This is a genomic window from Candidatus Chlorohelix sp. (assembly GCF_037138995.1).
Classification (GTDB): domain Bacteria; phylum Chloroflexota; class Chloroflexia; order Chloroheliales; family Chloroheliaceae; genus Chlorohelix.
The window spans coordinates 1-24,194 of sequence record NZ_JBAXHI010000049.1; the positions used below are offsets into that span (position 1 = coordinate 1).

The following is a 24,194-nucleotide window of genomic DNA, read 5'->3' on the forward strand; positions in this document are numbered from 1 at the left end:
GTATAAAATTTTAGTTAGCGTTCATTAATAAGTAGAATTGGAACATAAAAAAGTGTATTTTTGAATTACTTGGAACAGATGGACGCTAGCGTCGCCCCTACGGGTTAATTCTCTTGATGGTTTGGCTGGAGCGTTGAAAATATAAATACTGACTATGCAACCGCCCTGGATAAACCACCCTCTAAGAAATTAGAACATCCGGTTACACCTTTGCTCCTATTGTGCCGGTAAAGTGTAGCTTTTAATAATTCGCCAGTTCATATAACGCCAGTAATCCGGCGCATTCCACTCGCCCGGACTCTGTAACGTAAACTCAACCAATTGCACAATATTGCCCCATAGATTTTCTCGCGGCATGGTCCGATAAAGTTCCAAGCACAAAGCCTCAATTTGGTGTAATAAGCCTGTATCGGCGGGTAAGTCACTAAATGCCAGCGTTAGGTGCGGGTTATATCGGGTTGAGGCTCGCCTTTTTCGCCCGTATTCGCTCAGAAAAGACCATAATTCTTCACGGATATTCGCTTGTAGATTCACTAAATCTGGTCGCTTTTCCATTTCCAACCGGATAAAATATTCGGTCTCTAGCTTGAAAGCCAACGGAAAGGCTTTATGATTGGGTAGTATCCGGTCAAGGGCAGCAATTAACTCGTTTTCCCCGTATCCCTCTTCTAGGTGTAATAAAGCAAAAAGAGTACAATGCGGCATAAACTTTCCTGCCGCTTCTAGTCCATAATTTTGCTTGAGTAATAAATGAGCTAACCCGATTTTGTCTGCCAATTCAGGGGGTGGGATGAAATAAACCCCATAGGTTTTCTGCCCGTTCATGAAACTTCTCCTGATTTATAATGTTAAGCTTTTGCCCTCATTTCTTGCCCTAGCTTTGTGTGATAGAAGTTAGGTGTGATGGCTGGGAAGAAAAATGATGTGCGTCAGGATATGCCGCAAGCGATGAAACTGAGACGGGTTTTCCGCTTATCAGCAACTTGCGTACAATGTACAGTTGGGGTTTAGTCCGAGTTTCCACCACGATTAAATCCGCCAACAAACCGGGTGCAAGGCTGCCCGTTTCTTTCTCTAATCCAACCACTTTGGCTGCGTTTGTTGTTACAAGCCGGACGGCTTCAACAAGACTCATGACTTTTTGTTCAACCAGCATAAAAATGGCATGTAGAAGGGTGGAAGGCGCGTAATCTGCTACCAACACATCCAGTAGGTTTTGCCGAATAAATTCCATCACGCTGATATTGCCGGTATGCGAACCGCCTCTGACAATATTGGGAGACCCTGCAATAATCGGGAGACCAAGTTCTCTGGCGCGGGTAGCTGCTTCTAGGTTAATCGGAAATTCGCAGACCCTTATACCGCGTCGGTATAAGTCATCTACAGTAGCGGCGCTATCGTCATCATGTCCGGCTATAATTATTCCGGGCGTACTTTGTAACAAAGCGGTCGCTTGATTTAATTGGCGCTCACGAGTTTGTTCGGTCTGTGCCTTTAGCTGCCATAACTCATTTTCGCGTGCATCAACCACCTCGTCACTGTTCCCTGCCGGTCCGAGCAGCGCTTTTATCATCTTGCGTAAAATCGGGCGTTGGGCATACTGACCCTGTCCCGGCGAGTGGTCATTGAGGGACAGATAATGAGTGAGTTCGGCGGCAAGAGGGTTTTGCATCACTCTTAAAATCCCATCGAAAGCCCCCTCACTTCGTAAGTCGCAGCGGTATAGAAGGTGATGGTGGAGAAAGGCGAAATCTGAATTGCTAAATTCGAGCAACTGGTTTGCCATTGCTTCGGCATTCGCCACAGTGCGGTCGCGTAGAAATATGCCCGCATCAAAAGAAACAGCATGATAGGTTCTGGTTACTCCGGCAGTAGCCAACGCCCCTTCCATCTGGTGAAAAGCCAGTTCAGGCGGCAAAAAGACTCCTTTTCGCGGCTGCAAAGTTTTCTCATAGCTGTCATCATGCAGGTTTATAACGCCCGGCATAATATAATTGCCTCTGGCATCCCATGTATGCGAATTAGCCGGATAATGGCGTTCATTTATTTCAACGATTCTACCCGCTTGGATAACGACACTTCCAGCATCCAAAACTTTTTCGGGGGTAACCAACCGCCCATTGGTAATGATTGTGGTTTGGGAAGGTTCCACTTAATTTCCTTTCGCTAAACCAATAACCGCCCATATTCCATTGTTATAACTTTGTCCGATAGGCGATTGAGCAATGCCCTGTCATGAAAAACACCGATGATAGTAACTCCCGATTGCTTGGCTTCCTCTAAAAGTGAAATTACAACCGACTGATTGCGGTCATCGAGGGCAGAGGTTGGCTCATCAAGCAGCAATAAGCGGGGCTGTCGGATGAGTGCTTGCGCGATATTAACTCGTTGCTGTTCGCCGCCACTGAAAAAGACCGGGTAGCCATCCCACAATTCGGAACTGATACCGAGCCTTTCCAACATAAGCTGCGCTCTTTCGGTTGCTTCTGGGCGAGGAACTCCCGCGTTAAGCAAGGGGCGTGCCACCAATTCGAGAGCGGTTGTGCGGGGTTGCGCCCGTAGGAACTGAGAAACAAAACCTATCTCGGAACCGCGCAAGCGTGTTATTTGTCGTGCGCTGGACTGAGCTAGGTCAATAACAGTGTTATTTTCGAGACAATATATTATTTCCCCACTGCTGGCAACATACGTCCCGAAGATACATTTCAAAATAGAGCTTTTGCCGCTGCCGCTCAGACCTGCTATGCCCACGAAAAGACCTCTTTCGACCTCAAACGAAACGCCCTTAAAAGCACTTATCTGCTTTCCACGCAAAATGTGCTGCGTGAAAACCTTACTCAAATTATTTATCTGGATGTGTGTATTTTGCATAGCTGCCCACTTAACTATTGCTGGAACTAACCAATAACTGGGTGTAGGGATGTTGCGGGTCTTCCAGTATTTGGTCAGTCAAACCATTTTCCACTACTCGTCCGTTTTTCATCACCAAAGTGCGCTCGCTTAACAAGCGGATTACGCCCAAATCGTGGGATACCACCACAATCGCCACGCCACTCTCACGCTGCACCTCTTTTACAAGGTCAATTACCCCCGCTTGTACTGAAACATCCAAGCCGGTGGTCATCTCATCCAACAAGAGCAAGACGGGATGATTCGCCAACGCCTTTGCGATTTGAACGCGCTGCTGCATACCGCCGCTGAAAAAAGCCGGGTAATGATCCATCCGATTTAGCGGCACTTCCATTCGGTTCAACAAAGCCCCGGAGCGTTCCCTGATGTCAGCCACATTGCGCCATTCTGCCGCTAGAAGTCTCTCGGCAATGTTACCGCCTGCCGTAATGTGCAGGTGCAAACCTTGTGCCGGATTCTGTCGAACCATACCCATCACAAAATCCTGTAGATAACGCGCTTGCTGGCTACTGGCTTGGAAAATATCTTGTCGCCCATTCCCGAAGGATTTTAGAAAAGCCTGTCCTTTGGTAGGCGCTACATCCCCGTAGAGGCAGCGCAACAAGGTAGTTTTGCCGCTACCACTCTCTCCCACTACGCCTAGAATCTCACCCTCGTACACCTCAAAATTAACATCGGCGCAAGCTACAAGAGTTCCGCAATTGGAGCAAGTATTAGTGCCTGTTTCGGGGCCGGTTAACTCTAAGCAGCGTGGACAACCATGTCCGTAAAGACGGGTGAGATTTTCAACCACCAACAAGGGGGTCTCGACCTCCACGTTTGCTTGTTTTTGGGCTGTTTCCGTTATCATCCGGCGAACTCCTTTTGCATTTCACGCTCTGCTACTTTCTTTGCGACTTGTTCATCGCAGTAGGCGGTGTCCGAACACATATAGGTCTTTTGCCCTGCCTCGGTGGTTATTTCATCCAAGAAAGAGTGTTCCGCTCCGCAACGCTGGCAGCGTATCCCGTGAAAATCCTCTACGGTGAAGGGGTAATCCTCGAAATCGAGTGGTACTACCGCAGTACGTGGCGGAACTGCATATAGCCTTTTTTCGCGCCCTGCCCCGAACAGGGATAGATGCTCGGCATTATTCAGTTTCTCCACATCCCAACGTGGGATTGGGCTGGGAGCCATTACATAGCGCCCATTCACCATAACAGGGTAGCTGTAGGCACGCGCTAAAAGCCCATGCTTTACAATTTCCTCGTACAACGCTACCCACATTCGGCTGTAATTCTTATCGGCGTGCATTCGCCGTGTGGCATTTTCAGAGCGTTCCACCAACCGCAACGGTTCCGGCAAAGGAACTTGCAAGACCAACAATTGTCCCGCCTGCATTTTTTCTTCTGGAATGCGGTGGCGGGTTTGGATTATAGTGGCTTCTGAAGTTTGGAAGGTGGTGGTAACGTCTGGAGCGGTGCGCTCAATCAGGCGGCGAATGTTGGCAGCATTAACTCCTGCATCAGTTCCCTGATCAATTACCTTAACTATATCTCCCTGACCTATTAGAGAAAGAGTTATTTGCAAACCGCCTGTACCCCAACCGCGCCCAATAGGCAATTCTCGCGAACCGAATGGCACTTGGTAACCGGGTATGGCTACGGCTTTAAGCAAGTTGCGCCGTATTTCCCTTTTGCTGCCTTCGTCTAGGAAAGCGTAATTATAATTTTCTTCGGTAGTAATTAAGTCTTTCAGCATTACTTTTTCCCTGCTTCCGCAGCATATGCCAAGCGAGTCTCTTCGCGAGAACGGTCAAGGCTGGACTGAAAGGTAACGTAGTGCGGCAACTTTAGATGCTCTACAAACCCGCTCGATTCAACGCTGTCTATGTGATAAAGTACAAATTCTTGGTCGCTGCTAGGGGCATCTCCGCCAATGTCCAACGCTCTATCCAGAATGGACATCGAAATCGCCTTGCGTTCGTTCTGCCCGTAAACCAAGCCATAGCCTAGTTCATATAATGGCGCGACGGTTTCACCGTCCTTGTTTTGCGATTCTTGTTCTGCAATCCCGTCTTTATCTCGACCCACAATGCTATAGGCGTGGTTTAGGGCTTCCACTTCCGTAACCCGCAACTGCCCTACCGTGACCGGATTACCCGTAAGAGGGTGCAAAAACTCGACCGGAACCTTCCCATAGCGCAATTCCGAAATGGTGGGATGAACCATCCCGTAGCCACGCAACGAACTGTAGCCTAATGCTACCATCGCTCCGGATTCCCCCCGCGCCAGAGTTTGCAACCGGGCGGAACGAGGCGCAGGGAATTTTAGCGTATCTCTGGTGATGTCAAAAGGTTCTTGCTCAGAAGGGGCGAGTGCGGCAAGTAATCCTTCCGCCCGTAACAAGTCTGAAACCCTTGAAAACTTGGGCATGTTTGTTGTCGCTTTTGGTTGCTGGAAGGCAGATTCAGGGACGCGAATTTCTTCTATGAGATTGAAATCAAGCAGACGCTGGGTGTAATCGCGGGTGCGCCCAAGCACCTGACCACCCGGAATATTCTTAAATGCGCTGGAAATTCGCCTCAATACTTTCATCCGGCTTGTATCAATCGGCAACGAGTAGCCCAATCGCTCTAGGGTGGACTTATAAGCGCGGAGTAAAAACCCTGCCTCCATCAAATCTCCTTCTGCCTGTTTTAAAGCCAACGCTGCCAGCTTTTCGTCATACAATCCGGCTTCGCTCATTACCTGATCAACCGCCATACGTTGTTGCTCAATAAGCTGGTCTATTTGCAATAGTTCGCTACGGCTTTGTAGCCTGCCGAGTTTTACCAGTTCCTCGGCGGCAAGGATTGCATCTATACCGCCTTTTACCGCTACGTAACCCATCTAAAACCCCTCCCCTTTTCGTCTCTCTTCCAGAATAGACAGGCGCGTGCTGCGCGGCAGACCAACCAATAAACCTCCCGGAGTTAGCCAGAAAACATCTATACCCAGAGGGTAAGAAACATTGACCTCTCCTAGAGAAACAAAAAAGGCGGCGCTTGTGCCTGCCACCCAGAGTCTTTGTCCCGGTTTTACGCCGGGTCCGCTTAATTCCAGTAAAGCGCCTTTCTTATCTTCGGGGGTTTCCCCCAACAGGTCGGGTACTAGGCATATAAGGGTTGCGGACGTGTCAGGGTAAATCAGATTACCGGGCTTTAGTTGAGCAGGTAGCGAAGAAACCGGAGGCTGTAATGTAATCACATAATCGGCTTTGTCACGCGGAACACTGCGACAATTGGTGCTTGTACAAATTACGCCTGAAAGGTCGGCAGCAATATGTTCATCGCCCAACAAGCAAAAAGTAACCTCATGGTCTAATAGGGTTGCGAGAAACGCCCCCAACGTTTCAAAGTGGGCGTAATTCCGGGAAGCGCCGGGTAGAGTGTTCCCGAAGAAATCCCCGGTCTTGGGTAATTGGAAAACCTGACCGGGATTTGCCAGTGCCTCCAACATTACTCGGAAAATTTTCTGACTATCACGGGTGTGGTCAAAACGGTGGGAGGGGGTCAATGGAATAGCGCTCAAGCTCAAGCCTCCATTTCGTCGAAATTTACTTTGGTAGCCGTGATTGTTGCCCATTCTGCGGCATCTTTTTCTTGCTGGAGTTGTGACATCAAGGTTAACGTTTCCAGTATATCCGGTGAAAGCGGATGGGATGCTTCCAAAGCAGCGTCACAAATAGCACCGGCGAGGGCGTGCATCCGGTCGCTACCTAGAACTAGCATGTATCCCGTTCCGCCCTGAAGTTGCACTTCCGCTTCGGTTACTAGGGCTTCTCCGAAGTTAAATATTTCGCCTTTGGCAGTTTCGTGGGCGCGAATCATCATTATCGCCGGGTGTGGTTGCCGAGTTATTTCTAGTTCAATTCCTGAATCGAGCAAACGGTCTGCCATCACCACCAAAGGCTCAGATGGACCTTTTGCCATTATTTCAAAACGCTTTTCTCTATCCATCTTTGCTTATACAAACCTTTTCATGTTATAATTTGATTGCGTAAAGCTTTACGCAATTTTTATACCACCTAATAGCGGATGTGTCAATAGCAAATTAAAAAAATGATAAAAACAGAAGATGGGAAAGAGCGACTGGTTTTAGCCATTAATCCAGTAATAGGGCATGACCTTGTAAGCCAAGCGAGTAAAATAAAAACCCTTGAGCAATACTTGGAGCAGGTGTTGGAAATGCCGGTACAGGTTGGGTTGTGGGAAAATTACGAAGAGACCCTGAACGGCATGGAGCGTGGGGAGATAGACGCGGCTCGATTGGGGTTATACGCCTTTGCTCAGGCGCAGGCTCGTTTTGGGGCGCGTGCCTTGGCTAACGCTATTGAGGTTTCTGAGGGTGATGATGCCCCACCTGTGCCTTACCGAAGCGTTATCTTTACCCGTAAGGAAACAGGGATTGTCGGGTTAATCCAATTAAAAGGGCAAGAGTTTGGTTTCGTTGACCGCAATTCCTCAACAGGCTATCTAGTTCCATCGCTTATGCTGGAACAGGCAGGATTAAATCCTTCTACCGACCTCAAGCCACATTTTTTGCTGGGTCATAATACAGTGGTAGCGGCTGTTTGCAAGGGAAGTTTGCTTGCAGGAGCGGCTATGCAATCAGCCTATTTGCACCATTTGCAAAAACACCCGGATTGCAGTTTGCAGGCACTGGCTACTTCCCCACTTCTATCTCGAGGACCGGTGGCGGTTAGACCCGGTTTGCCCCATCGTCTTGAGCATAAATTATTACAAGCATTGGTACAACTAGACCAGAGCATACCGGAGGCTGCCTCGCTCCTTATTCCGACTAACCAACGCTTTACCCCAGCGGCACAACGTGAGATGACCTTGAAAACAGTGGCGGAATTAGCCGGGGTGAGTTATGGGACGGTATCTCGCGCTATAAACGGACGCGCCCGTATTGCTCCAGAAACAACCGCCCGCATCCTAAAACTGGTGGAAGAATTGGGTTACCGCCCTAACTCAAATGCGCGTAGCTTGCACCGGAATCGGGGCGATTTAATCGGGATGCTTCTACCCACCTTGCAGATTCCCTCATTGGATGACATCGTAGCTGGAATACAAGCAGTATTCAGTGAAGCTGATTTGCAATTGCTGTTATGCCCCACGATATTAAACGGAATAGCTGGAGAGAACCGGAAAGCTTTTTTTGAACTGCTGTATAACAACCGTCTGGAAGGTATGATATTAACCCAGCTTGATGCCACCACTAGGGAAGCAGGGGAACTGGCGCGGAGCGGGAAACCCTACACTTTGCTAGAACAGGATTTGTTGGGCGAAGGTCTTATCACCGCTAGAAACTGGATAGAGGAACAGGGACACCACCGCATAGCGTTAGTACAAGAACAGGGTTCGTTGCTGGAAGCAGGTTTCTTGCGTCAAGTTTTTGCCCAACAAACTGATACTGAACTTGAATTTTCTGGGGAAATCGACTCTATTTCTAGCTGGATAGAAACAATCATTCAAATACCAGAGCCGCCTACCCTCGTTTTTTGTTCAGGCGACCGCTCTGCCATGTTGGTGAAACAATTCCTGTTAGCACAACCTTCAATAAATTTGACGGCGCTGGGTTTCGGGAATAGCGATTTAGCCAAGTGGGGCAACTTTCCGAGCTTAGCTTTTGATGGAATGGGACTTGGACGGCTTGCTGCTATACGCCTACTTAAAATGCTAAATTTTCCAGGTGTAACCTTCTCAGAACCCCCATTGCGAACTTGGATTGAGATAAATCACTAAATGTAGAGTACAAGTTATTAACCACTTATTAATAAATTAATATAAAGGCAACTAACATGATTTTTTGAACCTTCATGTTTCCCCATGACATCTCCCCATCTGTAGTAAATTTTAAACCCCTATTAACATTTAATTTATAACTCCTTTATATACCTGTTCTATGATTTTATAAGTTAGGTGTCTTAACTTTTCCTGTAACAGGAAATTGCTCTCGCATTTGGAATTAGCATAAAAATAAAATGGAAAAATTAAACAACGGTTCTATTCCCTTGCTTGTAATCGAAAACCTTCGCAAGGTCTATCCTAACGGTTATGAAGCTCTTTCCAACATCAGCTTTACTGTTCGGGGCGGAGAGTTTGTGTGCATAATCGGGCGAAGCGGCGCCGGTAAATCTACCTTGCTGCGTTGCATAAACGGGCTTATTCCCATAAACGGCGGAAAGCTGAGTGTTCACGGTGAAGACTTGGGCGGTATGTCAGAAAAGGAAAAGCTGCTTATGCGGCGGCGCATCGGCTTTATTTTTCAGGAATTCAACCTAGTTGACCGTTTAACCGCCCTTCGCAATGTCTTGTTGGGACGGTTAGGTTACATGAGCGATTTTAATGCCTTGATTGGTTACTTTAGCCAAGCTGACCGTGAATTGGCGTTGTGGTGTTTGCAAAGAGTAAATATGGTGCATCGCGCCAAAAATCGGGCGGACAGTCTTTCCGGCGGTGAAAAACAGCGCGTAGCCATTGCACGTGCGCTCGCCCAAAAACCTCTGCTACTACTGGCAGATGAGCCTGTCGCCAGTCTCGACCCTGAACTCGCATGGGGAGTTATGGACGATTTAAAAACCGTTGCCAGAGAAGAAAACTTGCCAACCCTCGTTAATATACACGACCTAGAAATCGCAAAAAAATTTGCTGACCGGATTATCGGTATTGCCAAAGGTCGTATTGTTTTTGATGGAGTGGCTGCCGACCTGACAAATGACGTTTTGAGTGAACTGTACCGCAGCGATAACCCAAATCTAAAATCCCGTTATTAAGTCATTAATAAGCCCTTAGCTGCTTTTCTGCCCGGGTTTAATAATCAGGAGAGGTATTAAATTGTCGATTGAAGAAGAAGATATTGAAAAGATTACAGAAGGTAATAACGAGGAAGTAGTCACTATTGCCAGTATCGGGGGTCTAAGCGAAGAGCGCGTTTTCATAAATAGTTTTGCACAAGGACCGAATAAAGCTCTAGCTAAACCCTTCGGAACTATAAATTGGACTTTGCTAGTTCCGTTAGCAGCTTTCACCGCTGCCGCTATTTTCTTTTTTGAGCGTGTATTGGATTTGGGTAAGGTCAACCTAGACTGGACAATCACATTCGATGTTGATCTAGTGGCAGGGCTATTAGTGGTGTTAGGACTGGCAATTTCAATCGGTCCGAAAGCTATAAAAACCCCACGCTTATTGGCAAAACAAAATACCCGCACCACTGTTGTACTGTTGGGTTTGGTAGCATTTTTCTTCTTCTTCAAGCTTGTTGACTTTGGCACTTTTAAGTATATATTGGATAAAATTGACCTCAATAACGTTTTGGGAATTGTATTTATTGCTCTAATTTGCGCGATGGCATTACGTGGCAGCAAGCTTTCGATAGTGGCACTGGTGTGCTTTTTTCTTTGGTGGGGCTTCAGTGTCAGGGTTAGCGGCTTTGGGGCGAATGCCCAGAATTTCGGGTTTTCTACGGTGGTGGATCTCTTTACCAGCGAACGCGGCGCTGCTTTGATCGGAAGGTTTGTTCCACCCAAGTGGCAAAACTTTGCAAACGCTATAGACCCGCTGTTTTTAACCGTACAAACTGCCGTTGCTTCAACCGTGATAGGGGCAATTGTAGCATTGCCTGTTAGTGTTTTAGCAGCGAAAAATACCAGCCCTCACCCTGCTATTTACAATATTGTACGTCTCATCACCAATACCATTCGTTCTATTCCCTCCCTAATAATGGCTCTTTTGTTTATTCCCTTTGTAGGTTTAGGACCAGCCGCCGGCATTTTGGGATTGGGTATTCACGCAATTTCGGTGCTAACCAAGCTATATTCGGAAGCCTTTGAATCGGTCAAACCCCAACCGATTGAGGCGATGAGTGCGGTGGGCGCTAACGGCTTGAAATCCTTTCGTTGGGGTGTTTTCCCACAAGCTTTCCCATTGGTAGCAAGCTATTCCATATTTACTTTTGAGTCCAACACCCGCGACTCAACTGTAGTTGCCTTTGTTGGCGGTGGAGGTCTAGGCTTTCTCTTACAGTCTTCCATAAATTTACTGGACTATGCTTATGTGTCCATGTTGGTAATTATGCTGATAGTAGCAGTAACAATAATGGATCGTTTCAGCGCATTTATTCGCGGAAAGATTATTTAATAATCTCGCTCCAGTTAGCTGTGCAAAAACTGGAAGCTGGCTTGCAATAAGTTATAACAAAACATTAGTCTAACTATATATTACGAGCCATTTAACCTGGCTCATTGCAGACAACGTCTATTGCATTTGCGCCATTGTTCAATCTAAGAAGGAGAATTTATGAACAAACTGTTTCGGGTAATGTCAGGACTGTTAGTGTCATTGGTACTAGTCGTTATTTTAGCGGCTTGTGGCGATAACACTGCTACTTCGGTTCCTGCTACTACTGCGGCTGCCACTACCGCCGCTGCTACCACTGCGGCTGCCACTACCGCCGCTGCTACCACTGCTGTGGCTGCTACCACTGCGGCTGCCACTACCGCCGCTGCTACCAAGACTCCGGCTCCTACCCTTATTGCTACCATTGGCGCTTCATCTTCTGCCGCCAAAGTTAGCCTGAAAACTCTGCGTTTGGGTGCTATTCCGGCTGAAAACGTGCAGACTGTGCTGACCAACACCACTCCTTTTGCAACTGCGCTTTCACAGCAGTTGGGCATCCAAGTCGAGCTTTTTGTCGGTCCTAACTACACCTCAGTTATCGAAGCTCTTGCTGCCGGTAAACTGGACGTAGCCATCTTTGGTCCTTTCAGCTATGTTTTGGCAAATAGCAAATACAATGCTTCAGTTTTTGCCTTGATGTTAGGTACTAAGGGTGAAAAGACTTACAATAGTCTCATTATCACCACTTCCAAGACCGGTATTAAAGCCCTTGCGGACCTGAAGGGTCATAGCTTCTCGTTTGTTGACGTAGCTTCCACCAGCGGCAACTTGGTTCCTCGATATAATTTAATCACCAAAGCCAAACTGGACCCTGATAAGGACGTAAACGGCGTATTCACTGGTTCACACGATGCTTCGCTCTTGGCGGTGCAGAGTGGTAAGGTTGAAGCAGGGGCAGTTGCCAGCGACACTTTCCAGAAGTATATTGACAACGGCACCGTCAAAGCCGAAGAAATTGTTATCGTTGACAAGAGCTTTGACATTCCGAACAGCCCTGTAGCTTATCGCAATGACCTGAGCGATGCCGACAAGGCTGCTATCAAAGCTGCTTTCTTGGCTATTAAAGACACGGCTGCTTTGAATTCAATGGGTACTGGCGGTTTTATTGAAGCCGTCGATACCACTTGGGATCCGATCCGCGATATTGCTAAAGTTTTGAACGTAGATTTGACCAAGCTGAAGTAATTAGCCCCTTTCTTAAAAAAGGATGGTTGGTCTATACCAGCCATCTTTTTTTATCTAATAACCAATAAAGCATTCACTCCCCCTTACCTTTCCCCCCAACCCATAGAGCAAAACGGCGGGGCAAATATTAACAGCCCCTTAACACTTGAAAACGCAAAAATAACATCTTATTAAATTTTCCTTTATATCTTTCGGCTAAAATTTTATAGCTGAGTTTATAAAACATTTGCTTTGTTCAAGGCAAGTATTAGGGGATAGAGGTGGCTAATATGCTAGAGCTAACCAACTTGAGAAAATCAGAAATTATTAAGCCCTCCGGTTATTTTACAACCAAGTTTGCTCGATTCATAACAAATATAACCGCTCCTCCACTTATTGCTATTCCTTGCCTGGTTATACTGGGTCTTCAAAGCGAGCATAACCGGGGAGTCCAGGCTAATCTTTTTATTAGCTTGGCAATTGCAATTATTTTCGGGGCAACTATACCAATTATTCTGGTAGTGGCAATGTATCTTTTAAAAAAGATAAGTGATATTCATATCGCTACGAGGGAACAACGCTATTTACCATTTTGCCTGACCATAATAAGTTTTGTTATTGGCACAACTTTGTTATGGTATATTACAGGTCTAGGTTGGTTGACGGTGGTGCTGGCGAGTTATAGTATTAACACTTTAGTAGTAATGCTTATTAATTTCCGGTGGAAAATCAGCATACACGCAACTAGCATTGGGGGAATTGTAGCTGCTTTTACAATGCTTGGCGGCTGGATGGCAGCGCCCCTGCTAAGTATTGTCGGATTGGTAACCTGGGCTAGAGTGCATTTGAAAGCACATACTACCGGGCAAGTTTTGGTAGGAAGCCTGTTGGGTTTCTTCTTTACCCTACTTCAACTTATTATTCTTCTTCAGCCGTAAAAAATACAATGAGTTACTCCCGATTTTAATTACATGATATAAACAGGGGGAATTTTTGAATCAACCACAAATGAATCATTACCAAATATTGGCTAACTGTGAAGAAGCGTTGGTCTGTCAATTGGCAGAAAAAGTTTTGAAGGAATACCCCACCGGGCAATTGCGTTTTCTTAGTGGACCATTGCAGGGACTAGTAATGCTGCGTATGAGAGAATCGGTAGAAAATCGCCAATTCAACGCCGGAGAAATCCTCGTTACGGAGGTTAAACTGGAATTGGATGGGCAGTTCGGTTATGGAATGGTACTGGGCAAGAGTGAGCGTCGAGCTATGGCAGTGGCATTGGTGGATGCTGCTCTTTGCAAAGGTGGCGCACTATCAGAGTGGCTTAAAGTTGAACTTGAACGAATCAATCAAATTCTTCTATCAGATAAGAAGCGCCTTTACCAGATTGTCAATACTTCCAGAGTTGAATTTGAAACCATGTAATTCTGAAGGATACTACCAAGATGCAAACAACGTGGCTTCAAAAGCCGGAAGATAAAATTTATTTTAATGCCGCAACCTTCCGCCTTCTATTAGATTGTCTATCCAGACCGGGAAAAATAATCCAGTTGACAAGTCCGGAATTTTTAGAAAAACCTCCCTCTCCCTACCATCCCGAATTCGCCGGAGTTCCCTTGAATTCTTTTGCGTTAGGGGCATTTTTGAGCTTGCTGGATGGAGAGGTGAGTTTTGCGGTGGGCGCGGGTGAAAACTGGATTGCGCCTGATGCTGAAATAGCTCGGTGGTTAACCCTTCGCTGCGGTTCCAGGTTAACCGCGCCCGGTGCGGCAGCTCAGGCATTTTTCTGTGAAGGTACAAGCGTCAATTTGATTAGAGACCTGCATCAAGGTACTTTGCTTGAACCCGAATTGAGCGCAACAGTTTTTTATTGCGTTGAAAAACTGGCACAAATACCTAACCAAGAGGGCTTCGAGGAGCAAGGATTGGAACTGGAGCTAAAAGGACCGGGAATTTTAAATTTCCGCCGGGTATTTGTATTAGGGATGGCAAGGGATGGAATTGCCGAAATAGCGGTTGCTAGACATTACCCGCTGGGTGTGGATGTGTTTCTGGTGGATAGATCGGGATTTTGCATTGGGCTTCCACGCACCACAAAAATAGAAGTGACCACTTTGCGGTCACGCTAAATAAGGAGAAAGATGGGCTACGTAGCGACAAAGGGCGGAACTGAGGCGGTATTAAAAGCCGAAGAACTGGTAGAATATTTCCGGCTTCGGGGAGAAACCGAACCGATTAAAATCGAGCAAATCAAGAGCCAGTTCAGGCTGGCGGTAGATCGGGCAATGAGCGAAGGCTCGCTGTATGCTCCCGAATTGGCGGCATTAGCCTTAAAACAAAGCGAAGGTGACGCAGTAGAGGCAAGCTTTTTACTTCGGGCTTACCGTTCCACCTTACCCCGTCTAACTTATAGCCTTCCAGCTAACGGAACTCGGATGAGGTTGATACGCCGGATTTCCTCTACTTTCAAGGATATTCCGGGAGGACAATTGCTTGGTCCAACCCGCGATTACCAACCGCGCTTGCTGAACACCCTGTTGACTCACGAATCACGTGGGACTATGCGCCGTTTCCTAGCTAAATTTGAAAAACAGGTACAGAGTAACGAAACAGACGAGCAGAGCGGTACTTTTCCGAAAGTCATCGAAAGTATGCGTGAGCAGGATTTGCTGGCTGAAGTATTTTCAGTTGGTGCTGGGGACATAGACGAACCATTTGATGTAACCCGCAAAGCCACAAGTTTCCCTGCTCCCCGTAGCGCGCGGCTTCAAATTATGGCACGCGGAGATGCCGGAAGTTTGCTGGCGTTAGCTTATAGCAGTATTCGCGGGTATGGTGATGTGCATCCCACACTGGGAGAATTGAGAGTGGGTTATCTACCCGTTGAAGTGGCGCATCCCTTAACCGGAGAGTCGGTGGAAATCGGGGAAATAATGATTACCGAATGTGAGATGGTTTCTAGAGTGAAAGCATCTGGAAGCGAAGAAGTAGAGCTTTCCCCAAAATTCGGGCTGGGTTACGGCTTCAGCTTTGGTCACGGCGAAGATAAAGCCGTAAGTATGTCTATTCTTGACCGGGCTATAAGCGCTGCCAAAGCGGGCAAAACACATGGGCAAAGTGGACCCGCTGCCGATGAGGAATTTGTTTTACAGCACATTGATGCTATTGAGGCTAGCGGTTTTACTGCTCACTACAAGTTGCCGCATTATGTCACTTTCCAGGCTGACATCAGTGTGCTAGAACGCGCCAAAGACCATGCGGCTGTCAAAAACGCCGAACAGGCTGAAAAGCATCGCCGTTTACAACAGAAGCTTGCGAAAGACGCGCAAGAAAATACTTTACCGGATTAGGGAGATATAGAATGTTACAACCAGACCCCGTGGAACAGCTAGAGCCTGATGAGGGTTTTAGGCTAGATGCGCTAATCGGGCAGCTCTCAGGTTCTGAGAATGAAGAACCAGCCCCCGAACAGGCGCAAATCCGCGAAACTCTTTATAATTTTGGCTTCATAGATGAGGATTCCAAGCGCGAGGTGCGGCGCAAAACCCTAAAAGCAGTGGCTATTCCCGGTCACCTCGTTCCTTTTGCCAGTCGTGACTTGCCGGTAGCTAAAGGTTGGGGAACAGGCGGTCTTCAGCTTACCTTTTCTATTATTAAGCCGGATGACCTTTTGAAAGTTATTGACCAAGGGGATGATGACAGCGTGAATGCGGTAAACCTGCGTCGCTTGATTCAACGTACTACGGGTGTCCCTATCACAACCGATACCACCGCTGCCAGCATCGTACAAACCCGTCACCGAGTGCCAGAAGAACCCTTGCACGAAGACCAGATACTGGTTTTGCAAGTCCCTATGGCAGACCCTTTGCGTTGGGTGCAGCCCTACATCGAGCGTTCCACCGAGATGCACGCCGAGATGGATTATGCGCCTATTTGGGTGTATATGTACGAAAGCGTGGTACATTCTGGTGATATGGATATATCATCGCAATACCCGGTTATGGTGGAAGGTCGTTATCTGATGGATACCACGCCATGCCCGCGCTATGATGCCCCAAGTCTGCATATGTCTGAAACGCTTTACCTTTACGGGGCAGGGCGTGAGAAAAGAATTTACGCTATACCACCCTATACCAGAGTAGAGCCGCTGGAATTTGAGGACTTTCCTTTCCGAACAGAACACAAACCGGAGCAATCCTGCGAAAAGTGCGGCAATTCTAACACTTATCTAACTCGCCATTATATAGAAGGTAAACATGGCGGAGAGGGTCGCTGGGCTTTCTTTTGTTCGGATACCAGCTACTGCCAAAAACAAATATTAATAAAAACAGGCAAAAAAGCAGAAAAGGTGTCCGGTGAGTGACAATAAAATAGTTCAAAACAAAAAATGGGTTCTTCGCGCTGATAATCTAACCCGGCGCTACGGGTCGGGCTGTGCCTATTGCTCAACTATAACCGGTCCCGACCATGATACCAACCAATGCCAGATTTGTAACACGGTAATAGCCTGCTCCGGAATTAGCTTTGAGCTTGGCGAAGGCGAAACGTTGGGTATCGTTGGAGAGAGTGGTAGCGGTAAATCTACTGTGATGCAACTTGTGAACCTTAGCGTTCCTGCGGACGAAGGTGAACTCTGGTATCGCCAATCTGGTGAATACGACAAAGAGCCATTAAACCTACTAACTCTGGACAAGTTTAAGCGACGAACCTTCCGCAACCAGCAACTCGGCATTGTTCACCAACGCCCGGAATTGGGTCTAAACATGAACTTTACGGTAGGCGGTAATGTGGCGGAAAAACTGCTAATGGCAGGGTGGCGTAATGTGGGAAATATTCGCCAAAGGGCAAGCCAGTTGATGGAATTAACCGAGTTGCCCCCTACCCGGTTGGATGATGACCCACATACTTTCAGTGGCGGTATGCTCCAAAGAGTGCAAATTTCAAAAGCTCTATCCAGCAATCCATCAGTGTTACTGCTAGACGAGGTAACTACCGGTCTGGACTTATCGGTACAGGCAAGGGTGCTAGACTTGATTAAACGCCTCCAGTGGGAATTGAAAATTGCTATGTTGGTGGTTTCGCACGACCTGGGGGTTATCAAGCAACTGGCAACCCGAACTTTGGTGTTGAAGAATGGGCAAATTGTAGAGCATGGCTTGACCGATCAGATTTTGGAAGACCCGCAGCACCCTTACACCCAGTTACTGGTGTCTTCGACTCTGTAAAAATGAGCGTAACAAGAACACGCTCTTACTTATAATAAGGAGAGCGATTCAGCTTTGGAAGGAAAAATGCAGAAAACTGACACAGCCCTGCCGATTCTGGAAGTGCGGGGGCTAAACAAATATTTCCAGCTTCATTTACTAGATGGGCGCGTAATTCGTCCGGTTATTGATGTTTCTTTTACCGCTAAGAGTGGCAGTATTCTTCTGATTAGCGGTAAGAGCGGTGCAGGTAAAACCAGTATTTTGAAATGTATTTACCGCACATATTTGGCGAATGGCGGGGAAATCTGGTACAACTCACTAAGTCAGGGACGGGTGGACATCGCCTCAATTGATGAAGCTGAGGTTCTTCGCTTGCGTGAAATCGAGATTGGTTATTGCTCACAGTTCCTGAAGGTTTTGCCTCGGGTAGCGGCGCTCGATGTGGTAGCCGAACCTCTGGTACGGAGAGGAATGGCTTTTGGAGAAGCCCGCCTTGAGGCTGGGCGTTGGTTAGCTCGTTTGGGTTTGGATGAAAGCCGCTGGCAAGCCTTCCCCATTACTTTTAGCGGCGGAGAGCAGCAACGTTTAAACCTTGCCAGAGCCTTTATCGCCTCCCCTAGATTATTGCTACTGGACGAGCCAACCGCAAGTTTGGATATTCATTCCAAGTCTATTGTGCTGGAAATGATTAATGAGACCAAAGCATCGGGAGTTGCCATTGTGGTAGTTTCTCACGACACTTCTGCGTTGGCTTCGTTAGCAGATGAAACTTACTGGTTATCAGATAATTGATACCACTATCTTGGAATTGGAAGGTTATTCATTAATGAAAAGAACTCTGATTAAAAATGCCAGCTTGATTTTACCGGATCGCCTTATAGAAGGAGGCTGGTTATTAATAGAAGGAGCTAAAATTGCCGGGTTGGGGGATAGTAGCAATTGTCCTTCCAGTGAGCTTGTTCAAATTGATGCCGGCGGGGATTTTCTCATGCCGGGAATGATTGATTTGCATTGCGACTCTATTGAGAAACTGGTTGAGCCTCGCCCCGATGTCCATTTTGAACCGCATTTGGCGTTGATAGAAAACGACCGTCGGATGGCGGGCTGTGGTATTACCACCGAATTTCACGCTGTTTCGCTGGATGATAATGAATTCGGGGTGCGCTCGGTTAATTTTATACAGGATTTTATTCATGCAATCAAAAGTGAATCTAACACCTTGGTGCGACATGAAATTCACGCTCGGCTGGAAGTTACCAGTAAAAACGGTTATGAAATAATCTCTCAGCTAATTACCGGAAATGAAGTAAGCCTAGTTTCTTTGATGGATCATACCCCCGGACAAGGACAATACACCAGCGAGGAATCGTATCGGTCTTATCTGAGGCGCACTATCCATATTAGTGAGCAGGAAATTGATGCAGTGCTGGCGTTAAAAAAAGGTCAGGAAACTGAAATACCAACCCGCATCGAAAATGTAACCCGCTTGGCATGCGAAGCCGGCATCGCTATCGCAAGTCACGATGATGACTCTCCAGAAAAAGTTGCACAATTGAGCGCATTGGGTGTCACTATCAGCGAATTTCCCACTACAATGGAATCAGCAAGGAAAGCGCATGAACTGGGGTTAGCTGTGTGTCTTGGAGCGCCAAATGTAGTGCGCGGAAAGTCCAGCGGGGGCAATTTACGAGCCATTGAGGCGATAGAGGCGGGCGTATGTGATGTGCTTTGTGCGGATTATTACCCTTCGGCAATGCTTGCCGCTGTATTTAAATTAGTCAGTCAGCACATAATAAGTCTGCATGAAGCAGTTCGTCTGGTAACAATAAATCCTGCCAGAGCGGTAGGGTTTGGCGCAGCATTGGGTACTTTGGAAGAAGGTAAACTGGCTGATTTGATTCTGATTAAGTATGATCGCCATCCTAGGGTGAGGAGATTATTTGTATCTGGCAAGGAACGCCTTGTGCATGAGTAAATCTAGCGATGGTTTAACCTGCTCGGTAGCTCTAACTTCCAGAAACCAGCATTTTAACCAACTCAATGGATTAATTAACAACCCTTTAAAATCTTCTTAATTCTTATTTAAAGTGTTAATAGTAGCTTATTATAGTAACTATTATAGTTTTTGCCTTCAAGCAGATAGGAATATTTACCCGGAAAACATTATTTGAGAAAGGGTGACAACAATGCGTTTTGTTGTGCTGGGTGATTTGCACTATTCAGTTTACAAAACCAATTCACTATGCCAAATTCGCGAAGAGTATTATGAGAATTTATTTTACAGCGTGTTGGAACAAAAACCGGATGCTGTTTTTGCTATCGGCGATACTGTAGATAATGGTTTTCCGGAAGAGTTTGAAGGTTTACATGCTTGCGCTCGCCGGGTGGGTCTGAATTTCTATACCGTAAACGGTAACCATGACCTGCTTGAACTTCCAAGAGAGGAAATAGCGCGTTGGACAGGTAACCGCCAATCCTACTTTACCCTTTCATTTGACCCAGTTACAGGTATTGCCAACCCCTCCAATAACCGATTTTCAAATCTTGTTGTTCTGGATACGGTCAAGGAAAAATCCCCAAAAGATCACGGAGGATTTGTCTGGTCTGAGCAGATAGAGTGGCTGAAAAAGCAAATTGAAACAAGTGAGAATAATCCAATTTTTGTTTTCGGTCATCACCCCCTTAAAAGTGAAACTCTATATTCCAGTTTCAGAATGCTGAAAATAGATAATAGTCACGAGATAAAACAGGTCTTTTTGAAAAAACAGACTGGGCAAGGTTTTTATTTTTGTGGGCATAACCACGCCAATAGCATTAACAGGCGGGGAAATTGGTCATTTATTCAGACTGCTGCGCCACTACGAACCAATGATTTCCGAATCATTGATTATACTCCTGACCAAGTAAGCCTCACTACCGTAGAAGTAAAAAACAAGAACCAGCAAAACTTGGCAAAGCAATTAACCAAAGCTTTGGGTGATTTTCTCATGCTTCCATCCAGAGGATTTGATGCAGACCGTCATTTAACCATCTCTCTAGCGTCTCAGGAAAAATCGGGGGCAGAATTGCTGCCAGATGATTATTACAAAAGAGTTAGGGAAAGAGTAGCCTAAAGTCGAAAAGAGGTTCCTGATTGCAGTCCTTCAATAATAAAAAGGTCATGGTTGTTAGCGAGTCTCTTGGTCCCATAAATGGAGTGACTCGGGCAACTGGATATTTGCTAGATTACCTGCTCGACCAAGGAATCGAAACTGCCGTACTTGCGCCTAACTTATGTGGACCGAACCAAGTAGATAATTGGCAGGGGCGTTTGCCTGTAATTCGTCTCAACGGTTATCCGCTTGTATTTAATCCAGAATTAGCTGTGGTTAAACCATTTCGAATGAGCAAGGTTTTTAATTCAACCTTTACCCCGGATGTAATCTACATGGCAAGCCCTGCTAGTACCGGGTTTCAGGTTTGGTGGCAGTTAAGAAAGAGTGGCATACCTCTGGTAGCAAATTTCCAGACTGACCTAGCTTATTACGCCCGATTGATGTTGCCAAAACCAATCGGTAAACTGGCTAGTTGGGGGCTTGATCGGCTTACAAGCCATACTTTTCGGCATCCTTCGATAAAAACTGTGCTTGCGCCATCCCACAACAGCGAGAAATACCTAATAGATTTGGGAATACCTTCAGAAAAAATCCGGCTAGTTGGCAGAGGGGTTGATTCCAATTTCTTCAACAATTCTAAACGAAACTCGCAGTTGCGGCAGAAACTGGCGCCAAACGGAGAGTTATTGCTCTTGTGTGTATCTCGCTTAAGCTTGGAGAAAGGATTTGAGTTTCTAGCTGAGGCATACGAGGAAATCTTGCGCCGGTCATTGAATGCTCAATCGTTGCCACCTTTAAAACTGGTCATAACAGGCGGGAATGCCAATCCAAATATAGAGAGGAGTATTAAGGGTTATTTCCAATCGAAGCATCTGAATGTGCATTTTACCGGTCCCCTGAGCGGTGAACCGCTGGCTGAAATATTTGCTTCGGCTGATCTTTTTTTATTTCCTTCTTTAACTGAAACTTACGGTCAGGTAATTCAGGAAGCAATGGCAAGTGGTTTGCCAGTAATTGCTAGAAGCGAGGGCGGTCCTGTTGACCTAGTTATTCATGGCAAAACCGGTTTCTTGTCAGACCCACACAGTAAGACAGAATTTGTTGAATATGCTCTGGAGCTAATAAAAGATCATAACCTCCGGCGCAACTTTGGACATACTGCTCGCACTCTGATCGAAAGTAGAAGTTGGGATACCATTAACTATCAAATTGCACAAATATTGGAAGAAGCCCTACTCCAAAAAGAGGAAGTTAAAACACTGCTGTGATGAAGGCTTGTTAAATCCGAATTATGACTTTATTAATGATTGGTCAGTGTAGAGAAATATAACCCAAGCATTTCGTCAACCTTATTCCACTAATAGCATCTCTAAATTAGAAACACTCCAGCCTTCAAACCTGAGTTGTTCAGCCTGCGAGTTGTAGATTGCCACTGCAATATTAAATATGCCTTTCTGCTCTACTGATAGCTTTAAGGCTTTTTGACGCAATTCGATTAAATGCGTTTTTTGATTTAGCATTTTTAGCATAGTTCGGTTAAGGTTTTCTACCGCTTCTGGGGTAAAGGGTTGCTGTATAGCCTGCAAAATATCTTTCGCTTCATGAGGTTTTTGCATACCGGATAATTTTCTCCTTCAGCCTATAAATCCTAAAATCACTGGGGGGTGGTCAAGCAGTAAAACGAATTGAAAGGGTGCTGCACCCGGCGAACAGTACAATTACTAATGGAAGTCTAATCGTCGCAATGTTAACCGCCAGCCTAACGAGTTTGGCGGTTTTTTTTGTGAGAAGATACTTGCAGCCAGAAGCAATCTGGGGGGAGCAGTTGTGCAATCGCGTCCGTTAATCCACAAGCGCATAGTTGAGATAAAAAGACAGGGCGTAGTGGTTTACTTTAAGGCTTTATGGTGGTAAAGTATCTACATAACATGCTGCCAGTGTTTGAAGCGGCATGTGCAGGGTTCAAGACATAAATTCCCGCAAAGACGTTACATTACTGAGTAAAGTGGAATTTTAATAGGGGTGCAACAAACCGGCTAAGTAAGGTCGGTTGTGCCATAGAGTAAGCAGAAACGGTGAAAGTTTTGGGCTTATTTTGGGTTGCCCGTTCTAGCGTCACCCGTCTGTTTGCGGCGTTACTCTATATGGCTGTGCAACAAAATTCCTCTGGAATTCGTGTCGCACTTTGTCGTACCGATGGGAATATATATAGAGGATAAAACTTCAACTGCTCATTTGTTTGCCAGCAATCAAAAAGAAATTGTTGGGTAGATGTTTCAATGCAGGGCAAATAGAATACAAATGTGTTGGTGAGGTTTTCGTAGTTGAACAAGAATTGGCGCGTAAAGTTGAGAGGGGGAAGAACATGAAGCTTGATTCGCTTCCAATTGGAGACGATTTCCAACTTGGGGATGCAAGAGATTTGATGAGAGGCGGCAGAAACAAAGAGGCATTACCTTTGCTGTACGAACTTGCCGCTCGTCATCCTGACAATCAGGAAATCAGGGGGTTGATTGAAAGGTGTCTGGGCAAACAACCACCAGTAGAACCTACCCCTGCTCCTGCGCCGGCACCTCAAATTATTGTGGTACAAGCGCCTCCCGCCCCACCGCCAATATACTACCAAGTTCCGGTAGGTAGGCAAAGAAAGACGGTTAGTTACGAAGGGCAACTATTCATATTGCGGTTGGCGTATCTGGTTGTGATGGGCTTCTGGGTTGGCGGTCTCTGGGCTTTCGTGGGCATGGCGCTGTATTTGATACCCGCAACCAAAAAGTTTGGGACCAAAATGCTCAACCTGACATTACTACCGTTGTTCCTCAAGTTAAACCGAGAGAAGGGCTTGGATGGCGCTCCCCCTACTTGGACGCTAGTGGTGGGCGGCTTCACCTCATGTATAGTTTTTCTGTGGCTGATTGGTACGCTATTCGGTACAGCTACACCTACCAAAAACAGACCCCTTCCGACCCCAACGCCAGTGTCTGTCATCATGGATGCTTCCTATCCAACAGTAATGGATACATTTGTTTCCTTTACACAAGATTTGAAGCGTATTTCAACTGAGAGCAGGGACGCAGAAAATTCAATAATAGCTGAACCAAACCAAGAAAGGTAGAAAAAGTATGCTTGTTAAATGTTCGGTATGTGGTGGAATTATACGTCAATTTCAGGCATCACAACATGAGAGAATCTGCTTGGAACAGATTAAGGAGAAAAACCCGCGAGGCAAGGCAAACTCAGCAAATTCCTTTAACAACCTGGCTTTACAAGACCAACCCGTGAACTTGGATCCAAATGAAAGGGTAAGAGAAAATATAAGGTATAACGGTATAACCCAAATTCCGTTTTACGCTAGGGAAACCGGCCGATGGGGTTCCTCAACTTTGGAGGACGATTACAGTGATGATTTCGATGCTGACTCCAGTATTTCACTGGATAAACTCTTTTACGGTGGGTAACTTGCTGTTCTGAGACTTTCTAAGAAGATAATCCGTAGATAGATCAGCGATATTACCGACCTGTCTCTGGTAAGTTGAACGGCATCAGTTTAACAAGATAATTTTAGAGCGTTTCTTAAAACTAGAGAAGTGGCAAAGTTGAAATAAAAAAGAATAA

General features: G+C 46.2%; 24 protein-coding genes. 15 read left to right on the forward strand and 9 right to left on the reverse strand.

The window, feature by feature from the left end:
- Positions 1-216: 216 nt before the first annotated feature.
- The 8 genes from WCK19_RS16160 to phnG (WCK19_RS16195) are packed head-to-tail and all read right to left on the reverse strand — an operon-like array spanning position 217 to position 6,889.
- Entirely contained in the window at positions 217-825 is a 609-nt protein-coding gene (locus WCK19_RS16160; RefSeq protein ID WP_342398432.1) for a 2'-5' RNA ligase family protein, read from the reverse strand.
- Between the two features lie 49 nt (positions 826-874).
- Positions 875-2,152, reverse strand: coding sequence for an alpha-D-ribose 1-methylphosphonate 5-triphosphate diphosphatase (locus tag WCK19_RS16165; protein WP_342398433.1), 1,278 nt, complete (start codon positions 2,150-2,152; stop codon positions 875-877).
- A gap of 14 nt (positions 2,153-2,166) precedes the next feature.
- A complete protein-coding gene (locus WCK19_RS16170; RefSeq protein ID WP_342398434.1) occupies positions 2,167-2,871 on the reverse strand; it encodes an ATP-binding cassette domain-containing protein in 705 nt (234 codons plus the stop codon).
- A 10-nt stretch (positions 2,872-2,881) separates the two neighbouring features.
- Complete coding sequence (locus WCK19_RS16175; RefSeq protein WP_342398435.1) at positions 2,882-3,760, reverse strand: ATP-binding cassette domain-containing protein; 879 nt, start codon at positions 3,758-3,760, stop codon at positions 2,882-2,884.
- A complete protein-coding gene (locus WCK19_RS16180) occupies positions 3,757-4,650 on the reverse strand; it encodes an alpha-D-ribose 1-methylphosphonate 5-phosphate C-P-lyase PhnJ (RefSeq protein ID WP_342398436.1) in 894 nt (297 codons plus the stop codon). The genes WCK19_RS16175 and WCK19_RS16180 overlap by 4 nt, the downstream gene beginning before the upstream one ends.
- Positions 4,650-5,780 (reverse strand): carbon-phosphorus lyase complex subunit PhnI, encoded by a 1,131-nt coding sequence (locus tag WCK19_RS16185; protein ID WP_342398437.1) that lies wholly within the window; start codon positions 5,778-5,780, stop codon positions 4,650-4,652. The genes WCK19_RS16180 and WCK19_RS16185 overlap by 1 nt, the downstream gene beginning before the upstream one ends.
- On the reverse strand, positions 5,781-6,461 hold the full coding sequence (phnH, locus tag WCK19_RS16190) for a phosphonate C-P lyase system protein PhnH (protein WP_342398438.1): 681 nt from the start codon (positions 6,459-6,461) through the stop codon (positions 5,781-5,783). It abuts the gene before it with no gap.
- 2 nt (positions 6,462-6,463) lie between these two features.
- A complete protein-coding gene (gene phnG, locus WCK19_RS16195) occupies positions 6,464-6,889 on the reverse strand; it encodes a phosphonate C-P lyase system protein PhnG (RefSeq protein WP_342398439.1) in 426 nt (141 codons plus the stop codon).
- 102 nt (positions 6,890-6,991) lie between these two features.
- Between phnG (WCK19_RS16195) and phnD the strand changes: the two genes are divergently transcribed.
- The 14 genes from phnD (at position 6,992) to WCK19_RS16265 (ending at position 21,847) form a co-directional block, all read left to right on the forward strand.
- Positions 6,992-8,680 (forward strand): phosphate/phosphite/phosphonate ABC transporter substrate-binding protein, encoded by a 1,689-nt coding sequence (gene phnD, locus WCK19_RS16200; protein WP_342398440.1) that lies wholly within the window; start codon positions 6,992-6,994, stop codon positions 8,678-8,680.
- Positions 8,681-8,919: 239 nt separating this feature from the next.
- The gene (gene phnC, locus WCK19_RS16205; RefSeq protein WP_342398441.1) at positions 8,920-9,711 is read left to right on the forward strand and encodes a phosphonate ABC transporter ATP-binding protein; all 792 of its coding nucleotides are present in this window, start codon (positions 8,920-8,922) and stop codon (positions 9,709-9,711) included.
- Between the two features lie 61 nt (positions 9,712-9,772).
- On the forward strand, positions 9,773-11,074 hold the full coding sequence (gene phnE, locus WCK19_RS16210) for a phosphonate ABC transporter, permease protein PhnE (RefSeq protein ID WP_342398442.1): 1,302 nt from the start codon (positions 9,773-9,775) through the stop codon (positions 11,072-11,074).
- Positions 11,075-11,233: 159 nt separating this feature from the next.
- Positions 11,234-12,298: a phosphate/phosphite/phosphonate ABC transporter substrate-binding protein gene (locus WCK19_RS16215; RefSeq protein ID WP_342398443.1), complete on the forward strand. Its 1,065-nt coding sequence runs from the start codon at positions 11,234-11,236 to the stop codon at positions 12,296-12,298.
- A 260-nt stretch (positions 12,299-12,558) separates the two neighbouring features.
- Complete coding sequence (locus WCK19_RS16220) at positions 12,559-13,215, forward strand: hypothetical protein (RefSeq protein WP_342398444.1); 657 nt, start codon at positions 12,559-12,561, stop codon at positions 13,213-13,215.
- A gap of 55 nt (positions 13,216-13,270) precedes the next feature.
- Positions 13,271-13,702, forward strand: coding sequence for a phosphonate C-P lyase system protein PhnG (phnG, locus tag WCK19_RS16225; RefSeq protein WP_342398445.1), 432 nt, complete (start codon positions 13,271-13,273; stop codon positions 13,700-13,702).
- Between the two features lie 20 nt (positions 13,703-13,722).
- On the forward strand, positions 13,723-14,406 hold the full coding sequence (gene phnH / locus WCK19_RS16230) for a phosphonate C-P lyase system protein PhnH (protein WP_342398446.1): 684 nt from the start codon (positions 13,723-13,725) through the stop codon (positions 14,404-14,406).
- A gap of 12 nt (positions 14,407-14,418) precedes the next feature.
- On the forward strand, positions 14,419-15,627 hold the full coding sequence (locus WCK19_RS16235; protein ID WP_342398447.1) for a carbon-phosphorus lyase complex subunit PhnI: 1,209 nt from the start codon (positions 14,419-14,421) through the stop codon (positions 15,625-15,627).
- Positions 15,628-15,638: 11 nt separating this feature from the next.
- Complete coding sequence (locus WCK19_RS16240) at positions 15,639-16,640, forward strand: alpha-D-ribose 1-methylphosphonate 5-phosphate C-P-lyase PhnJ (protein WP_342398448.1); 1,002 nt, start codon at positions 15,639-15,641, stop codon at positions 16,638-16,640.
- Positions 16,633-17,502 (forward strand): ATP-binding cassette domain-containing protein, encoded by an 870-nt coding sequence (locus tag WCK19_RS16245; protein WP_342398449.1) that lies wholly within the window; start codon positions 16,633-16,635, stop codon positions 17,500-17,502. The genes WCK19_RS16240 and WCK19_RS16245 overlap by 8 nt, the downstream gene beginning before the upstream one ends.
- A 66-nt stretch (positions 17,503-17,568) precedes the next feature.
- Positions 17,569-18,276, forward strand: coding sequence for an ATP-binding cassette domain-containing protein (locus tag WCK19_RS16250; RefSeq protein ID WP_342398450.1), 708 nt, complete (start codon positions 17,569-17,571; stop codon positions 18,274-18,276).
- 34 nt (positions 18,277-18,310) lie between these two features.
- Positions 18,311-19,459 carry a phosphonate metabolism protein PhnM gene (phnM, locus tag WCK19_RS16255; RefSeq protein WP_342398451.1) on the forward strand — a complete coding sequence of 383 codons (1,149 nt, stop codon included), beginning with the start codon at positions 18,311-18,313 and terminating at the stop codon, positions 19,457-19,459.
- Positions 19,460-19,670: 211 nt separating this feature from the next.
- Positions 19,671-20,597, forward strand: a complete 927-nt coding sequence (locus WCK19_RS16260) for a metallophosphoesterase (RefSeq protein WP_342398452.1) — start codon at positions 19,671-19,673, stop codon at positions 20,595-20,597.
- Between the two features lie 20 nt (positions 20,598-20,617).
- Positions 20,618-21,847, forward strand: a complete 1,230-nt coding sequence (locus WCK19_RS16265; RefSeq protein WP_342398453.1) for a glycosyltransferase family 1 protein — start codon at positions 20,618-20,620, stop codon at positions 21,845-21,847.
- 81 nt (positions 21,848-21,928) lie between these two features.
- Here the strand turns inward: WCK19_RS16265 and WCK19_RS16270 are convergent, their stop codons facing one another.
- Positions 21,929-22,195, reverse strand: a complete 267-nt coding sequence (locus WCK19_RS16270) for a hypothetical protein (RefSeq protein ID WP_342398454.1) — start codon at positions 22,193-22,195, stop codon at positions 21,929-21,931.
- Between the two features lie 749 nt (positions 22,196-22,944).
- Here WCK19_RS16270 and WCK19_RS16275 point away from each other — a divergent pair.
- Complete coding sequence (locus tag WCK19_RS16275; RefSeq protein WP_342398455.1) at positions 22,945-23,694, forward strand: hypothetical protein; 750 nt, start codon at positions 22,945-22,947, stop codon at positions 23,692-23,694.
- Positions 23,695-24,194 lie beyond the last annotated feature (500 nt).

Coding starts and splice junctions, on each gene's coding strand:
- phnM (WP_342398451.1), top strand. CDS start 18,311: ATGAAAAGAACTCTGATTAAAAATGCCAGCTTGATTTTACCGGATCGC.
- WCK19_RS16270 (WP_342398454.1), bottom strand. CDS start 22,195: ATGCAAAAACCTCATGAAGCGAAAGATATTTTGCAGGCTATACAGCAA.
- phnD (WP_342398440.1), top strand. CDS start 6,992: ATGATAAAAACAGAAGATGGGAAAGAGCGACTGGTTTTAGCCATTAAT.
- WCK19_RS16235 (WP_342398447.1), top strand. CDS start 14,419: ATGGGCTACGTAGCGACAAAGGGCGGAACTGAGGCGGTATTAAAAGCC.
- WCK19_RS16185 (WP_342398437.1), bottom strand. CDS start 5,780: ATGGGTTACGTAGCGGTAAAAGGCGGTATAGATGCAATCCTTGCCGCC.
- WCK19_RS16180 (WP_342398436.1), bottom strand. CDS start 4,650: ATGCTGAAAGACTTAATTACTACCGAAGAAAATTATAATTACGCTTTC.
- WCK19_RS16160 (WP_342398432.1), bottom strand. CDS start 825: ATGAACGGGCAGAAAACCTATGGGGTTTATTTCATCCCACCCCCTGAA.
- WCK19_RS16240 (WP_342398448.1), top strand. CDS start 15,639: ATGTTACAACCAGACCCCGTGGAACAGCTAGAGCCTGATGAGGGTTTT.
- WCK19_RS16250 (WP_342398450.1), top strand. CDS start 17,569: ATGCAGAAAACTGACACAGCCCTGCCGATTCTGGAAGTGCGGGGGCTA.
- WCK19_RS16260 (WP_342398452.1), top strand. CDS start 19,671: ATGCGTTTTGTTGTGCTGGGTGATTTGCACTATTCAGTTTACAAAACC.
- WCK19_RS16215 (WP_342398443.1), top strand. CDS start 11,234: ATGAACAAACTGTTTCGGGTAATGTCAGGACTGTTAGTGTCATTGGTA.
- WCK19_RS16175 (WP_342398435.1), bottom strand. CDS start 3,760: ATGATAACGGAAACAGCCCAAAAACAAGCAAACGTGGAGGTCGAGACC.
- phnH (WP_342398446.1), top strand. CDS start 13,723: ATGCAAACAACGTGGCTTCAAAAGCCGGAAGATAAAATTTATTTTAAT.
- phnC (WP_342398441.1), top strand. CDS start 8,920: ATGGAAAAATTAAACAACGGTTCTATTCCCTTGCTTGTAATCGAAAAC.
- WCK19_RS16275 (WP_342398455.1), top strand. CDS start 22,945: ATGAAGCTTGATTCGCTTCCAATTGGAGACGATTTCCAACTTGGGGAT.
- WCK19_RS16170 (WP_342398434.1), bottom strand. CDS start 2,871: ATGCAAAATACACACATCCAGATAAATAATTTGAGTAAGGTTTTCACG.
- phnG (WP_342398439.1), bottom strand. CDS start 6,889: ATGGATAGAGAAAAGCGTTTTGAAATAATGGCAAAAGGTCCATCTGAG.